Source organism: Amycolatopsis sp. NPDC024027, from assembly GCF_040638975.1.
GTDB lineage: Bacteria > Actinomycetota > Actinomycetes > Mycobacteriales > Pseudonocardiaceae > Amycolatopsis.
Genome location: NZ_JBEZYY010000003.1, coordinates 541,168 through 557,459 on the forward strand (window position 1 = coordinate 541,168; position 16,292 = coordinate 557,459).

The 16,292-nt window shown below is 71.1% G+C and carries 11 protein-coding genes; all 11 read left to right on the forward strand.

Annotation, left to right across the window (positions count from 1 at the left end):
* Window positions 1–4 precede the first annotated feature (4 nt).
* The 11 genes from AB0F52_RS11760 (at window position 5) to AB0F52_RS11810 (ending at window position 16,220) form a co-directional block, all read left to right on the forward strand.
* Window positions 5–1,207, forward strand: coding sequence for an ROK family transcriptional regulator (locus tag AB0F52_RS11760; protein ID WP_360168171.1), 1,203 nt, complete (start codon window positions 5–7; stop codon window positions 1,205–1,207).
* Between the two features lie 324 nt (window positions 1,208–1,531).
* Window positions 1,532–2,734: an ROK family transcriptional regulator gene (locus AB0F52_RS11765; RefSeq protein ID WP_360168174.1), complete on the forward strand. Its 1,203-nt coding sequence runs from the start codon at window positions 1,532–1,534 to the stop codon at window positions 2,732–2,734.
* Entirely contained in the window at window positions 2,731–4,227 is a 1,497-nt protein-coding gene (locus AB0F52_RS11770) for a sugar ABC transporter ATP-binding protein (RefSeq protein WP_360168177.1), read from the forward strand. Before AB0F52_RS11765 ends, AB0F52_RS11770 begins: the two co-directional genes overlap by 4 nt.
* Window positions 4,224–5,243 (forward strand): ABC transporter permease, encoded by a 1,020-nt coding sequence (locus AB0F52_RS11775; protein ID WP_360168180.1) that lies wholly within the window; start codon window positions 4,224–4,226, stop codon window positions 5,241–5,243. Before AB0F52_RS11770 ends, AB0F52_RS11775 begins: the two co-directional genes overlap by 4 nt.
* A gap of 22 nt (window positions 5,244–5,265) precedes the next feature.
* Entirely contained in the window at window positions 5,266–6,321 is a 1,056-nt protein-coding gene (locus tag AB0F52_RS11780; protein WP_360168183.1) for a substrate-binding domain-containing protein, read from the forward strand.
* A gap of 30 nt (window positions 6,322–6,351) precedes the next feature.
* A complete protein-coding gene (locus AB0F52_RS11785) occupies window positions 6,352–7,500 on the forward strand; it encodes a Gfo/Idh/MocA family oxidoreductase (RefSeq protein WP_360168186.1) in 1,149 nt (382 codons plus the stop codon).
* Window positions 7,497–8,501 carry a sugar phosphate isomerase/epimerase family protein gene (locus AB0F52_RS11790; protein ID WP_360168189.1) on the forward strand — a complete coding sequence of 335 codons (1,005 nt, stop codon included), beginning with the start codon at window positions 7,497–7,499 and terminating at the stop codon, window positions 8,499–8,501. Before AB0F52_RS11785 ends, AB0F52_RS11790 begins: the two co-directional genes overlap by 4 nt.
* A gap of 9 nt (window positions 8,502–8,510) precedes the next feature.
* Window positions 8,511–9,365 carry a TIM barrel protein gene (locus AB0F52_RS11795; RefSeq protein WP_360168192.1) on the forward strand — a complete coding sequence of 285 codons (855 nt, stop codon included), beginning with the start codon at window positions 8,511–8,513 and terminating at the stop codon, window positions 9,363–9,365.
* A gap of 35 nt (window positions 9,366–9,400) precedes the next feature.
* Window positions 9,401–10,369 carry a multicopper oxidase domain-containing protein gene (locus AB0F52_RS11800; RefSeq protein WP_360168195.1) on the forward strand — a complete coding sequence of 323 codons (969 nt, stop codon included), beginning with the start codon at window positions 9,401–9,403 and terminating at the stop codon, window positions 10,367–10,369.
* A complete protein-coding gene (locus AB0F52_RS11805) occupies window positions 10,366–14,313 on the forward strand; it encodes a ThuA domain-containing protein (RefSeq protein WP_360168198.1) in 3,948 nt (1,315 codons plus the stop codon). Before AB0F52_RS11800 ends, AB0F52_RS11805 begins: the two co-directional genes overlap by 4 nt.
* 59 nt (window positions 14,314–14,372) lie before the next feature.
* Entirely contained in the window at window positions 14,373–16,220 is a 1,848-nt protein-coding gene (locus AB0F52_RS11810; RefSeq protein WP_360168200.1) for a copper-binding protein, read from the forward strand.
* Window positions 16,221–16,292: the final 72 nt, after the last annotated feature.

Consider the following 16,292-nt stretch of genomic DNA (forward strand, 5'->3'; position numbering starts at 1 on the left):
GCGAATGAGCACGGTATCCACCCCGGAGCAGTCGATGGTCGAAACCCGGCACCAGACCCGGTTGCTGACCCTGCTCCGGGACGACGGCCCGATGTCGCGGGTCGAGCTGGGGGAGCGGCTCGAGCTGCCGCGCGCCCGGGTGGGCGCCGAGGTGGCGCGGCTCGCCGAGGTCGGGCTCGTCGAGGCCGCGGGGCCCTCGGCCAGCCGCGGCGGCCGGCGCTCGACGCTGGTCCGGCTCGCCGGAGAGCTGCGGGTGCTCGCGGTGGACGTCGGCGCGACGTCGGTCGGCGTGGCGGTCACCGACGCTTCGTGCGAGGTGCTCGCGCACGCCGTCGAGGACTGCGACGTGCGGCAGGGGCCGCACCCGGTGCTGCGGCGGGTGGCCGAGCTCGCGGCGAAGGTCCGCGACGAGGCACCCGGCCGGCTGATCGCGGCCGGCATCGGGCTGCCGGGCCCGGTCAGCTTCGCCGAGGGGATGGCCGTCGCGCCGCCGATCATGCCCGGCTGGGACCGGTTCAACGTGCGCGACCACCTGGGCGGCCTCTGGGGCTGCCCGGTCGCGGTGGACAACGACGTCAACACGATGGCGCTCGGCGAGCGGCACGCCGGGGTCGCGCGCTCGACCGACGACCTGATGTTCGTCAAGATCGGCACCGGGATCGGCTGCGGGATCGTGCTCGGTGGCAAGGTCTACCGCGGGGTCGCCGGGACGGCGGGCGACATCGGGCACATCCGGCTCGACGAGTTCGGCCCGACCTGCGCGTGCGGCGAGGTCGGGTGCCTGGAGGCCTACTTCGGCGGGGCCGCGCTGGCCCGCGACGGGCTGGCCCTGGCGCGCAGCGGCCGGTCGGCGCACCTGGCCGAGGCGGCCGCCGGAGGCGGGGCGGTCACGGCCCGCGACGTCGGCCGGGCCGCCGCGGCGGGCGACTCCGGCGCGGTCAACCTCATCCGCGACGGCGGACGGCGGCTCGGCCAGGTCATCGCCTCCCTGGTCTGCTTCATCAACCCGGGCATGGTGGTGATCGGCGGCGGTGTGGCCCAGCTCGGGCACCAGTTGCTCGCCGAGGTCCGCAGCGCGGTGTACCGCCGCTCCCTGCCGCTGGCCACCGGGAACCTCCCGATCGTGCTGTCCGAGCTGGGCGAGACGGCGGGCGTGATCGGGGCCGCCTGGTCGGCCACGGACCGGGCTTTCACGCTCAGCAGCTGACCCGCCCCGGCACGACGCCGGCACGACGCCGGCACGACGCAGTGAATGACTCATTCCTGACGTCTGACGCCAGGAATGAGTCATTCACTGCGTTGGTGGGCGGCGTTCGGTGACCGCGCGTTGCTGAACGCGTCCACTGTGTAACGTCGAAACTCGACAGACTTTTGCATCTCGCGATCGAAAGTCTGTCCGGTTTCGCACGTCTATCCGGGTGAAAACCCGACTAAACGCGCGGGTATCACCTTGACGAGTGATGGGAGTCACCCTACTTTCGCTGCCTGAGCGACAAAGTGCGTTCAGTAGCCAGCGCAAGATGGGGACACCGTGGCCGTCACCGAAACGAGGCGAGCCGGCTCGGCGAGCCCACGTACGGCGAACCTGGCCGCGGTCCTGCGGGCGCTGCGCACCGGCCCGCTCTCGCGCACCCAGCTGGCGGCCCGCTGCGGGCTCGCGAAGTCCGCGGTGCCCGGCCTGCTCACCGAACTCGCCGAACGCGGCCTGGTCCGGCCCGCCGGGGTCCTCCCCGGCAACGGGCGGCCGAGCCGGCTGGTCGAACTGCACGGCGAAGACGCGTACGCGCTGGCACTGGGCATCGAAGCCGACCGGCTGTCGGCACTGGTCACCGATCTGTCCGGCCGGGTCCTGGCCGAGCGGGCGGAGCCCGTCGACGTCGCCGCGCTCGGGCTGCCCGCCGGGCTGGACGAGCTCGCTCGCCTGGCCCGCGGAGTGCTGCCCGGTCCACCGGTCGGGGTCGCGATCTCGGTGCCCGGGCTGGTCGACTCGGCCGCCGCCGTGCTGCGGTTCGCCCCGGCGCTGCGCTGGCGGGACGCCGAAATCGCCGGCCTCATGGCGGCCCGGCTGGGCGTTCCGGCCGCCGCCATCGCGGTGGACAACGACGCCAACCTCGGCGCGCTCGCCGAATCGGCCGAGGGCACCGCGACCGAGCTCTTCTACCTCGGCGGCGGAACGGCCGTCGGTGGCGGATTCGTCTCCGGCGGCACGATCCTGCGCGGCGCGCGCGGCTTCGCCGGCGAGGTCGGGCACATCGCCGTCGACCCGTCCGGCGAGCGGTGTTCCTGCGGCCGGACGGGCTGCCTGGAGACGAAGGCGAACCTGGCCGCGCTGCTGCGCGCGGCCGCCGCCCCCGGTGACCCGCTGCACGATCCGTCCCCCGGCGTCGAAGGCCGCGTCGCCCTGCTCAAGGACCGCATCCGGCTCGGCGACCAGCGCGCGGTGACGGCGGTCCACGAACTCGGCGTCGCCCTCGGCATCGCCCTGTCCACTGTGGTCGACGTGCTCGACCCGGACGTCGTCGTGCTGGGCGGCTACTTCGCGGAACTGGGCGAGTGGCTGGTCGAACCGGTCCGCGTCGAGCTCGCCGCCCGGCCGCTGGGCCAGGCCCGGGTGGTGGCGTCCGGGCTCGGCCTGCGGGCCCCGCTGCGGGGCGCCGCGCACCTGGCGGCCGAGCGGCTGTTCGCCGACCCGACGCTCGCCGACCCGACGCTCGCCGAGGAGGCCACGGTATGACCCTGCTTTCCGTCCGGGGGATCGTGAAGAGCTTTCCGGGGGTGCGCGCCCTCGACGGCGTCGACGTCGACGTCGAACCCGGCGAGGTGCACTGCCTGCTCGGCCAGAACGGCGCGGGGAAGTCGACGCTGATCAAGGTCCTCTCCGGCGCGCACCGGCCGGACGAAGGGGAGCTCACCTGGGCCGGCGAGCGCGTCGAACTCGGTTCGCCGGTCGACGCCCTGCGCCTGGGCATCGCCACCATGTACCAGGAGCTCGACCTGGTGCCCGGGCTTTCGGTGGCGGACAACATCTTCCTCGGCCACGAACGCGCCCGCTTCGGGTTCACGCGGATCTCCCAGGCCCGGGCCGAGGCCGCCCGCCTGATGGCCCGGCTCGGGCACCCGGACATCCGGCCGTCGACCGAGGTCGGCAAGCTGTCGGCCGCCGGGCAGCAGCTGGTGTCGATGGCCCGCGCGCTGGCCCACGACGCCCGGCTGCTCGTGATGGACGAACCCACCGCGGCGCTGGCCGGCGAGGAGGTCGACAACCTCTTCCGGATCGTCGGCGAGCTGACCGCCGGCGGCGTCGCGGTCGTCTACATCTCGCACCGGCTCGAAGAGCTGCGCCGGATCGGGCACCGGGTGACCGTGCTCAAGGACGGCCGGACCGTCGGCACCGGACTCGACGCCGCCGCGACGCCGACCGCGGACCTGGTCGCGCTGATGGCCGGGCGCAAGGTGGAGACGGTCTTCGGGCCGCGTCACGACGGCCACGGCCGGCCGGAGACCGCCCTCGAAGTCGAGCACCTCTCCCGGGAAGGCGAGTTCGAGGACGTGAGCTTCACCGTCCACGCCGGCGAGGTCGTCGGCATCGCCGGTCTGGTCGGCTCCGGGCGCAGCGAGCTGCTCGAGACGATCTTCGGCGCCCGCAAGGCCGATCGCGGAACCGTGACGGTGCAGGGAAAACCGCTCGGCCCCGGCGTCCGGGCGGCCGTCAAGGCGGGCGTCGGCCTCGCACCCGAGGAACGCAAGAGCCAGGGCCTGCTGCTGGACCTGCCGGTGGTGCACAACGTGACGTTGGCCAGCCTCGGCCGCTACGCGAAGCTCGGGTTCACCGAGCGCGGCCGGGAACTGGACGACGCCGGCGCGAGCCTGCGCCGCCTCGACCTGCGGCCCGCCGACCCGCGGCGGATCGTCCGCACGCTGTCCGGCGGCAACCAGCAGAAGGCGGTGCTCGCGCGGTGGCTGGTCCGCGGGTGCCGGGTACTGCTGCTCGACGAGCCGACGCGCGGGGTCGACGTCGGCGCCCGCGCCGAGCTCTACCGGCTGATCGACGAGCTGGCCGCGACCGGGGTCGCGATCGTGCTCGTGTCCAGTGAGATCCCCGAGGTGCTCGGGCTGGCCGACCGGGTGCTGGTGCTGCGCGAGGGCCGCGTCCTCGCCGACCGGCGCTCGGCCGGGCTGACCGAGGCCGAGGTGCTCGACGTGATTCTCGAGGGGAGCGCGGCATGACCGAAACTCCGCCGCACTTGATGACACCGGCACCGCCCCAGGAAGCGCTGCCCGCCGAACGGAAGCGGCGGTTCTCCTTCGCCGCCGATCCGCGGCTGCTCGGCCTGGCCGGCGTGCTCGTCGTCCTGTGCCTGGTCGGCCAGGTCACCCGGCCCGAGCTGTTCTTCACCGAAAGCAACATCTCGACGATCCTGCGGCTGGCTGCGGCGATCGGCGTGGTCAGCGTCGGGATGACGTTCGTGATCATCAGCGGCGGCATCGACCTGTCCGTCGGCTCGATCGTCGCGCTGTCCAGCGTCTGGCTGACGACGCTGGCCACGCAGTCCTACGGCCCGTGGGTCATGGTCCTCTGTGGACTGGCGGTCGGCCTCGGCTGCGGCCTGGTCAACGGCGTGCTCGTCTCGTACGGCAAGGTCGTGCCGTTCATCGCGACGCTCGCGATGTACGTCTCGGCACGCGGGCTCGCCGAGCGGCTCAGCGGCCGCCGCACGCAGGTGGTCGCCGACCAGGACTTCCTCACCTTCTTCCGCGGCGCCTTCCTCGGCATCCCGGCGCTGATCTGGATCTTCGCGCTCGTGTTCGCGGTCGGCTGGGTCGTGCTCAACCGCACCACCTTCGGCCGCCGGACGTACGCGGTCGGCGGCAACATCGAGGCGTCGCGGCTGGCCGGCATCAACGTCAAGCGCCACCTCGCGCTCGTCTACGGCGTGGCCGGGCTGTGCTGCGGGGTCGCCGCGCTCATGGTCGTCGCGCGGACGACGGCGGGCGCGTCGACCAACGGCATGTTCTACGAGCTCGACGCGATCGCGGCGGTGGTCATCGGCGGCACGCTGCTGACCGGTGGCCGCGGCTCGCTCATCGGCACCCTCGTCGGCGTGCTGATCTTCACGGTGCTGTCGAACATCTTCACGCTCAACAACCTGGACACCGACATCCAGAACATCGCCAAGGGCGTGATCATCGTGCTCGCCGTGCTCTTGCAGTTCCGGGCCAGGAAAGCCAGGACCGGTAGTTAGTTCACCACCGATGGAGGTCAACATGGCCGAACACCCCTTCCTCGGCCGCCGGGGATTCCTGCTGGGCGGGGCCGCCGTCGGCGCCGGTGCCCTGCTGGCCGGCTGCACGGGCAACACACCGGCGAACTCGGCGTCGAACGCGCCGGTCGCCAACGCGGGCAACAACGCCCAGCCGGGCAAGCCGATCACCATCGGCTTCTCCGCGCCGGCCGCCGACCACGGCTGGATCGCGGCGATCACCAAGAACGCCAAGGCGCAGGCGCAGAAGTTCAGCGAGGTGAAGTTCAACGCGACCGAGGGCACCAACGACGTCAACCAGCAGATCTCCCAGGTGGAGACGCTGATCAACGCCAAGGTCGACGTGCTGGTGATCCTGCCCTTCGACGGCAAGGCGCTCACCGCGGCCGGCCAGCAGGCGATGGACGCCGGCATCCCGGTGATCAACCTCGACCGCGTCTTCGACACGCCGCTGGCCTATAGAACGTGGATCGGCGGCGACAACTACCGGATGGGCGTCAACGCGGGCAACTACATCGCCGCCGAGCTCAAGAAGAAGAACGTGGCGAACCCGATCATCGGCGAGGTCGCCGGGATCGACTCGCTGCCGCTCACCCAGGAACGCAGCAAGGGCTTCAAGGACGCACTGGGCCGCGCCGGGTTCAGCGTGGGCCCGCGGGTGTCGGCCCAGTTCACCTCGGAGTCGGGGGAGCAGCAGACCGCGAACCTGCTCCAGGGCGCGCCCAAGCTGGACGCCCTGTGGAACCACGACGACGACCAGGGCATCGGCGTCAACGCGGCGATCGACACCGCGGGCCGCAAGGAGTTCATCATGGTCGGCGGCGCCGGTTCGAAGAACATGATGAACCTGATCAAGGCCGACTCGTCGCCGATCAAGGCGACCGTGCTCTACAGCCCGTCGATGGCCTCGACGGCGGTCGCGCTCGCCCGGTTGCTCGGGCAGGGCAAGGGCATCGGCGACCTGGCCGAGCACGACATTCCCGCCGAGATCACCACGTACTCGGCGGTCGTGACCAAGGAGAACGTCGACCAGTACCTCGACGTCGGCTTCGACTCCTGACCGGTCTGTCCAGCAAGAAGAAGGAGGGGTATGAGCCCGGCACGGGAAACGATCGGGATCGGCATGGTGGGCCACGCGTTCATGGGTGCGGTGCATTCGCACGCGTGGCGCAGCGTCCACCGGTTCTTCGACCCACCGCTGGTGCCGCGGCTCGCCGTGCTCGGCGGCCGCGACGAGACCCGGGCCAAGGCGGCGGCGGAGCGGTACGGCTGGGAAGACGTCGAGACCGACTGGCGGAAGCTGGTCGCCCGGGACGACGTCGGCCTGGTCGACGTCTGCACGCCGGGCGACAGCCACGCGGAGATCGCGATCGCCGCGCTGGCGGCCGGGAAGCACGTGCTGTGCGAGAAACCCCTGGCCAACTCGGTCGCGGAGGCCGAAGCGATGGCCGAGGCGGCGCGGCGGGCCCGGGACCGTGGGGTGCGAGCCATGGTCGCGTTCAACTACCGCCGGGTGCCCGCGCTCGCGCACGCCCGGAACCTGGTCGCGAGCGGGGCGCTCGGGGAGATCCGGCACGTGCGGTCGGTGTACCTGCAGGACTGGCTGTCCGATCCGGAAGCGCCGATGACCTGGCGGCTCCGCAAGGAATCCGCCGGGTCGGGCGCGCTCGGCGACCTGGGCGCCCACATCGTCGACGCCGCCCAGTTCGTCACCGGGGAGCTGATCACCGGCGTCTCCGCGCTGACGAACACCTTCGTCAACCAGCGACCGTCGGAGAGCGGCGGCACGGACGACGTGACCGTCGACGACACGGCGTTGTTCTTGGCACGGCTTTCCGGGGGAGCCGTGGCGAGTTTCGAAGCGACGCGGTTCGCGCTCGGCCGCAAGAACGCGATGCGGCTGGAGGTCAACGGGTCGAAGGCCAGCCTGGCGTTCGACTTCGAGGCGATGAACGAACTCCAGTGGTACGAGGGCACCGGGACCGAGGCCGGGTTCCGCCGGATCCTCGTCACCGAACCGCAGCACCCGTACGTCGGTGCGTGGTGGCCGCCGGGGCACCTCCTCGGCTACGAGCACACGTTCACCCACGAGGTCGCCGACCTCCTGGACGCCATCGGCGCGGGCACCGACCCCGCGCCGGGTTTCGACGACGGCCTGCGCGTCCAGCGGGTGCTGGCCGCCGTCGAGCAGAGTGCTGCCGAAGAAGCGAACTGGACGTCGGTGGAGGAGCCGAAATGAGCCGTCCCGTCACGTTGTTCACCGGCCAGTGGGCCGATCTGCCGTTCACCGAGGTCTGCAAGCTCGCGTCGGAGTGGGGGTACGACGGGCTGGAGATCGCCTGCTCGGGCGACCACTTCGAAGTCGACCGGGCACTGTCCGAAGAGGACTACGTGCCGGGCAGGCTGCGGCTGCTCGCCGAGCACGGCCTCAAGGTGTGGGCGATCTCCAACCACCTCGTCGGGCAGGCCGTCTGCGACGACCCGATCGACCACCGGCACCAGGCGATCCTGCCGTCGCGCATCTGGGGTGACGGCGAACCGGAGGGCGTCCGGCAGCGCGCGGCGGCCGAGATGGCCGACACCGCGCGGGCGGCGGCGAAGCTCGGCGTGGACACCGTCATCGGGTTCACGGGGTCGAAGACCTGGAAGTACGTGGCGATGTTTCCGCCGGTCACGCGCGATGACATCGATGACGGTTACGCGGACTTCGCCCGCCGGTGGCACCCGATCCTGGACGTCTTCGACGAGGTGGGCGTCCGGTTCGCGCACGAGGTGCACCCCTCGGAGATCGCCTACGACTACTGGACGACCAAGCGCGCGCTGGAAGCCGTCGACCACCGGCCGGCGTTCGGGCTCAACTGGGACCCGTCGCACTTCGTCTGGCAGGACCTCGACCCGGTCGGGTTCATCCTCGACTTCGCCGACCGGATCTACCACGTCGACTGCAAGGACACCCGCAAGCGCTTCGACGGCCGCAACGGCCGGCTCGGCTCGCACCTGGCCTGGGCGGACCCGCGGCGGGGCTGGGACTTCGTGTCCGTCGGCCACGGCGACGTCCCGTGGGAGGACTGCTTCCGGGCGCTGAACTCGATCGGCTACTCCGGCCCGATCTCGGTGGAGTGGGAGGACGCCGGGATGGACCGGCTCCGCGGCGCGGCGGAGGCGGTGAAGTACCTGCGCGAGCACCTGTTCGACCAGCCGTCGGCGGCTTTCGACGCGGCTTTCAGCAACCAGAGATGAGGGAGTTCCATGTGCGGTCCCCAAGCTGAGCAGCACTCCCGACGAACTTTCCTGAACGTGGCGACAGCCGCCCTCACGGTGGGTGCGGCGGCCATCGCGTTACCCGGCACCGCGGACGCCTCCCCAGCCCACCGGCGCGTCCCGCTCGACAAGATCAGCATCCAGCTTTACTCGTTGCGTTCCCTGCTGCAGAACGACCCGGAAGGCACGCTGTCCGCGCTGGCCGACATCGGCTACCGGAAGGTCGAGCTGGCCGGCACCTACGGGCGCAGCGCCACCGAGTTCCGCGCCATCCTCGACCGCTGCCACCTGAAGGCGTCCTCGACGCACGTCGGCATCGACGGCGACCTGAACCAGACGATCGCCGACGCCAAGGTCCTCGGCAACCGCTCCGTCGTCGTGCCGTACGCGAATTTCGCCACCATCGCCGAGTGGGAGGCCTTCGCGGGCCGCATGAACACCGCCGCGGCCGCCTTCAAGAAGGCCGGGCTGAAGCTCGGCTACCACAACCACGACCACGAGTTCGCCCCGATCGGCGGCGTCGTGCCCTACGACGTGCTCACCGCGAAGACGGACAAGCGGCTCGTGCACCTGGAAATCGATCTGTTCTGGGCGGTGAACGGCGGCGCGGACCCGGTCGAGCTGTTCCGGCGCAACTACCCGCGCGTCACGCAGTACCACGTGAAGGACCGGACCGCGGACGGGCAGATGGTCGACCCCGGCGCGGGTGTCATCGACTTCCCGCGCATCTTCGCCGCGTCCTGTCACACCATCGGCGAATACATCGTCGAGCACGACCAGCCCACCGACCCGCTGAACACCGCCAAGGTCGGGTTCGAGTACCTCCGCACCGTGCGCTTCTGACCCGGGGGAATCCCATGCGAGTGTCACGTCGGTCGATGCTGGCCGGAACCGCCGCGGGCGTGCTCGCGCCCGCTGTCGGGATGGCCGGGACGGCGTCGGCCGCGGGCCTGACCCGCCAGATCACCATCTACGCCGAAGCCCTGCCCGGCGGCCTCTACGGCTACGGCCTCGAGCCGGGCAAGGCCACGATCCCGGGGCCGCTGCTGGAGGTCTACGAGGGGGACACCCTCGAGATCGAACTGGTCAACCGGACCGACCAACGGCTGTCCATCCACCCGCACGGCGTCACCTACGACACCGCGTCGGACGGTGCCCCGCTCAACGCGTCCTTCAACAAGCCCCGCGAAACCCGGACCTACACCTGGCGGACGCGGACCCGCTACGACGCCGGCGGCGGGTTCTGGATGCCGGGCAGCGCCGGGTACTGGCACTACCACGACCACGCGATGGGCACCGACCACGGCACCGCGGGTCTCGCGCGCGGGCTCTACGGCGGGCTGATCGTCCGCAAGCGCGGCGACCTGCTGCCGAGCAAGCAGTACACCGTCGTGTTCAACGAGATGATGATCAACCACGCGATGGCGCCCGACACCCCGATCCTCGAGGCGCGCCTCGGCGAGCGCGTCGAGTGGGTCTGCATCGGGTACGGCAGCCTGCCGCACACGTTCCACCTGCACGGGCACCGGTGGGCCGACACCCGCACCGGGATGCTCGGCAGCGCGAATGACAACGCTGCCATCGTCGACAACAAGAACCTCGACCCGGGCAGCTCGTTCGGCTTCCAGGTGCTCGCCGGCGAAGGCGCCGGGCCGGGGGCGTGGATGTACCACTGCCACGTCCAGACCCACTCCGACGGCGGGATGGTGGGCCTGTTCCTGGTCCGCAACGCCGACGGCAGCCTGCCCGACGGGGCCCAGGACGCCATCGACCGGTTCAAGCAGCACGACCATTCCGGGCACGACATGAACCCGGACGCACGCACGCACGCAGGAGGGGAGCTATGAAACGACGATGGTTCGGCAGGCGCGGCGCGGTCGTGCTCGCCATCGGGTCGGTCCTGGCGGCCGGGGCTCCGCTGATGGCGATGCCGGTGGCCCAGGCCGCGCCCGCCGCGGTGAACGTGCCGGTGAACGTGCTGGTCTTCCACGGCGCGGCGGCCGGTCAGAAGGACCCGGTCGTCCGCGCGGCGGACGCCATCGCCCGGCTGGGCGCGGACAACGGCATCACGGTGACGGCGTCCTCGGACCCGGGCGTGTTCAGCGCGGCCAACCTGGCCCGCTACCGCGGGGTGGTCTTCCTGTCCGCGCAGGGCGTGACGCTCAGCCGTGACCAGGAAGGTGCGCTGCAGGCCTACATGAAGGCGGGCGGCGGGTTCCTCGGCATCTCCGACGCCGCCCGCGCGCAGGACTCGTCGCCGTGGTTCACCGGCCTGATCGGGGCCCGCCCGGTCGGCGCGCGTCCGACACCCGAAGCGGTGGCGGCGGTGACCGCGAGTGGGGAGAACCCGCCGAACGAAACCAAGGAGAAACTGGCCGACAACAACGAGAACACCAAGTGGCTGACGTTCGCGACGACCGGCTGGGCCGCCTACAAGATGGCGACGCCGGTGGCCGTCAGCAGCTATGCGCTGGTGTCGGCGAACGACTTCCCGGGCCGCAACCCGAAGAGCTGGACCCTGCAGGGGTCCGCGGACGGCGCCACGTGGACCGACCTGGACACGCGGACGAACGAGACGTTCACCGACCCCTTCCAGACCCGGACGTTCACCTTCGCCAACACCACGGTCTACCCGAACTACCGGCTGAACATCACCGCGAACGCCGGTGAGCCGATCATCCAGCTCGCGGACCTCAAGCTGTTCAAGGACACCTCGACGACCCCGCCCCCGCCCGAGCCCGCGCCGCAGCAGGCCGTCGTCGACGTCCTCGACGCCCACCACCCGGCGACCGCCGGGCTGCCGCAGAACTGGACCCGCACCGACCGCTGGCTCAACTGGGAGACCAACCCGGTCGGCACCGTGCACACCGTCGCGCAGGTCGAGGAGAAGGGCTACCAGCCCGGCGTCGGCGCGAACGGGGCGTTCCACCCGATCTCGTGGTGCCGCGACTACGACGGCGGCCGCTCCTTCTACACCGGCATGGGCCGCACCGAGGCGTCCTACGGCGAAGGGCAGTTCCGCGACCACCTGCTCGGCGCCCTGCGCTGGACCACCGGCATGGTGCGCGGCGACTGCCAGGCCGGCATCGCCGCCAACTACAAGATCGAACGGCTGACCGGGAAGAACGCGGCCGGGCAGCTCGACCAGATCGGCGAGCCGCACGGGCTGACCATCGCCCCGGACGGCAAGGTGTTCTACATCGGCAAGGCGGCCTGCCCCACCGGGCCGATGGTCAGCTGGGACGACCCGAACGTCGGCCTCGGCTGCGGCACGATCCACCAGTGGGACCCGGTCACCAAGAAGCCGAAGCTGCTCACGACGTTGCGCGTGATGGGCAACCGCGGCAGCGGTGACGAACTCGTCAAGAACGAAGAGGGCCTGCTCGGGATCACCCTGGACCCGAAGTTCACCGAGAACGGCTGGTTCTACGCCTACTGGATGCCGCACGAGTCGATCGACCGCGACAAGCGGATCGGCAAGCGCACGGTCTCGCGCTTCACCTACGACTCGGCGAAACAGACGATCGACCAGGCGACCCGCAAGGACCTGCTGTCCTGGGACGTGCAGATCCACAGCTGCTGCCACGCGGGCGGCGGCATGGCGTTCGACAAGGACGGGAACCTCTACGTCGGGTCCGGGGACAACAACTCCTCGGGCGGCTCGAACGGCTACTCGGGCAACAACTGGACGCTGGACTACAAGGGCATCTCGTTCCAGGACGCGCGCCGCACCGCGGGCAACACGAACGACCTGGACGGCAAGATCCTGCGCATCCACCCGGAGGCGAACGGGACGTACACGATCCCGGCGGGCAACCTCTTCCCGAACGGGCCGGCGGACAAGACGCGCCCGGAGATCTACGTGATGGGCGTCCGCAACATCTCGCGGCTGCAGATCGACCCGGTGCACAACTGGATGACCGCGGGCTGGGTCGGTCCGGACGCGCCGTCGCCGAGTCCCGAGCTCGGGCCGGCGAAGTACGAGACGGCGACCGTGATCACCGAGGCGGGCAACCACGGCTGGCCCTACTGCATGGGCAACCGGCAGCCCTACCGCGACCGCAGCAGCACGAACGCCGCGGAACTGACCGGCTGGTACGACTGCGACAACCCGGTCAACACCTCGCCGCGCAACACCGGCCTGGTGAACCTGCCGCCGATCAAGGACAACATGATCTGGTACTCGCCGGACGGCGGCGGGCCGGTGTTCCCGAAGCGGCCGGGCAGCTCCATCCCGACCTACAACGCGGCGGACGCCACCTACACCCAGCCGTACCTGCGCGGTGGCGGCCAGGCGATCATGTCCGGGCCGACGTACCACCGCTCGCTGGTCGACACGAACAGCGGCGTCGCGTGGCCGGAGTACTGGGACAACAAGTGGTTCATCGGCGACGAGTCCAACGCGCAGAACCGGGTCGCGGTGACCGTCGACCCGGCGGGCGTGCCGGCGCACCAGCCGCCGGTGTTCGCCGAGACGTTCCGCCAGATCATCCCGGGCGGCTCGGGTGACACCCGGGTGCAGAGCTGGATGGACGCCAAGTTCGGGCCGGACGGCGCGCTGTACGTGCTCGACTACGGCAACGGCTTCTTCTCCCTGGACGCCAACCAGAAGCTGCTGAAGATCAGCTACACCGGCGGCGCACCGACGCCCGCGCCGGCGGCGACGTCGACGATGGTGCAGAACAAGGCGCTCACGGCGGCGTTCACCGGGTCGAAGTCCGGCGGGGTGTCCTACCGCTGGGAGTTCGGCGACGGCTCGGTGTCCACCCAGGCCGACCCGCGGCACACCTATCCGCGCACCGGCCTCTTCACCGCGAAGGTCACCGTGACCTACGCGAACGGTGAGACGGTGACGACCCGGGCGGCGGTGAACGTCGGCTGCGCGGTGGCCGACCCGAGCCCGGTGGTGACCTTGGGCGACACCCTCACGAAGGTGGTCAACCGCAACGCCGGCGGTGGCTGCACGGTGGACGACTTCATCGACGACGAGAGCACGTGGAGCACGCACGCGGCGTTCGTCAACCACGTCGAGCAGGCCACCGAGACGCTGTCGGACCTCGGGGTGCTCAACGACGCCGAGGTGGCCGAGCTGAACGCGGCGGCCGCGGCGTCGCCGATCGGGAAGCCGGGCACGACGGGTTACGACGCGCTCTTCGACGGCACGGCGGAGTCGCTGCGCGGCTGGGAGCAGGCGCCGTCCGGGCAGTTCACCCTCCAACCGGACGGGTCGATCCGCTCGGCCGGCGGGCTGGGCATGCTCTGGTACGCCCAGCGGCAGTTCGGCGACTTCTCGGTGAAGGTGCAGTTCAAGGACATCGCCCCGGACCCGAACCGGGCCAACAGCGGCGTCTTCGTCCGGTTCCCGGATCCGCGGACACCGCTGGCCCAGCGGCCGCCGGGCAGCTGCGGCACGGTCGGGTCGGCGCGTGACTCGCAGGCGTGGGTCGCGATCTACTGCGGCCACGAGATCCAGATCTACGACGGCGACTCCGGCGAGCCGCAGAAGACCGGGTCGGTCTACAACTTCGACCCGCGCCCGCTCGACCAGGCGGGTGCCCGGCCGAAGGGCACGTGGAACGAGTACGAGATCAAGGTCGTCGGGCAGCACTACACGATGGTCCGCAACGGCGTGGTGATCAACGAGTTCGACAACACGCCGGGCCAGCAGTCGTCGCGCGCGGGTGACCCGCCGACCGACCTGCGGCAGTTCGTCAGCGGGTTCATCGGGCTGCAGAACCACAGCGACAACGACCTGATCGAGTTCCGCAACATCCGGGTGCGGCAGCTGTAGCGAGCCGGGGGCCGGGTTTCCGCCCGGCCTCCGGCCTTCCCGAGAAGGGTTCTCCCGCGATGTCCCCACGACTGATCGCAGTGCTGCTGACGGCTTTCCTGGCGGTGCTCGGGCTGGCCACGCCCGCGGCGGCCACGCCCGCGGCGGCGCCGGTCCAGACGCTGACCTGGACCGGGAACAACAGCACCACCGAATACGCGTCCGCGCCGACCGGCGCCCTCCCCGGCGAGACCACCGTCGTCTTCGAGAACAGCGAAGCCACCGGCAACACGACCGGGATGTCGCACACCCTGACGTTCGACACCTCGACGCCGGGCTACAACCACGACGTCTCGCTGAACATCCTGGCCAACCCGTTCGACCCCACCAACGGCCGGCACGAGGCCGTCGTGACGCTGACGCCCGGCAAGTACCGGTACTACTGCACCATCCCCGGGCACACCGCGATGGTGGGGGAGTTCGTCGTGTCCGACGGCACCGGCGACACGACCCCGCCGGCCGTCACCGCGGCGGTGGCGGGGGATCGCGACCCGTCCGGCAGCTACCTCGGGTCCGCCACGGTCACGCTTTCGGCCACCGACGCGGGCTCCGGCGTGGCGTCGGTCGAGTACCAGCTCGACGGCGGCGCGTGGACCACGTATGCCGCACCGGTGGTGGTGTCCACCGCCGGCACGCACATGCTGCACTACCGGGCGACCGACGTCGCCGGGAACACGTCGGCGGAAGGCATGGCGCACTTCACGATCGTCGCCCGGCCGGGGGACACGACCGCGCCCTCGGTGAGCGCGGCGATCACCGGCACCCAGGACTCCTCGGGCAACTACCTCGACGTGGCGACGGCCCGGATCACGGCCACGGACGCCGATTCCGGCGTGGCGTCGGTGGAATACCAGCTCGACAGCGGCGCCTGGACCGCCTACACCGCGCCGGTCGCGGTGACCGCGGCGGGGATGCACATGCTGCACTACCGGGCCACCGACGTCGCGGGGAACATTTCGCCGGAGGGGATGGCCCACTTCACGGTGGTGAGGAGCGACACGACCGCGCCGGTCGTGTCGGCCTCCCTGAGCGGCACCCAGGACGCCGACGGCCATTACGTCGGCAAGGCGGTGGTCACGGTGACGGCTTCGGACGCGGGTTCCGGGGTCGCCTCGGTGGAGTACAAAGTGGACGGTGGCGCGTGGACGGCTTACGCGGCACCGGTTCCGGTGTCCGCGGCCGGCTCGCACACGGTCGGCTACCGTGCCCGCGACGTCGCCGGCAACGCGTCCGCGGAGGGTTCGGTGTCGTTCACCGTGGTCGCCGGCGGGGACACGACCGCGCCTTCGGTCGCGCTCCAGATCACCGGGAAGCAGGACGGCGGCTGGAACTACGTGGGTTCGGCGACCGTGACGGTGACCGCCACCGACGCGGAGTCCGGAGTGGGGTCGGTCGAGTACAAAGTGGACGAATCGGCGTGGACCCGGTACGCGGCGCCGGTCGTGGTGCCCGCGCTGGGGACGCACACCGTGCGGGCCCGGGCCACGGACGTCGCCGGGAACGTCGCGGCCGAGGTGGCGGGATCGTTCCGGGTGGTCGCGGCCGCACCGCCACCGGACGCCTGCCCGTCCTCGGACATCCGGGAGACGGTGGTGATCGGCGGGGTCGACAGCCAGGTCGAGAACATCGACACCGGCAACGGCTGCACGATCAACGACGTCATCGACGAGAACGCGGAGTATGCGTCCCACGACCGGTTCGTGAAGCACGTGAAGGCGGTGACGCAGGAGCTCGTGGCCAACGGAGTGCTGTCCCCGGGCGACCGCAACCGCATCGTGACGGCGGCGATCGAGTCCGGCATCGGCGGCGACGGCCGTTCGGTGCCGGCGGAGGGGAGTGCGCGGAAGGCGTCAGTGCGCATCGGTTGAGCGGAGCCTGACGCCCCGGACCTCGCCGCGCGCCCGTGCCACTGCGGACGCGACCGGCGGGCCGGCCGTGCG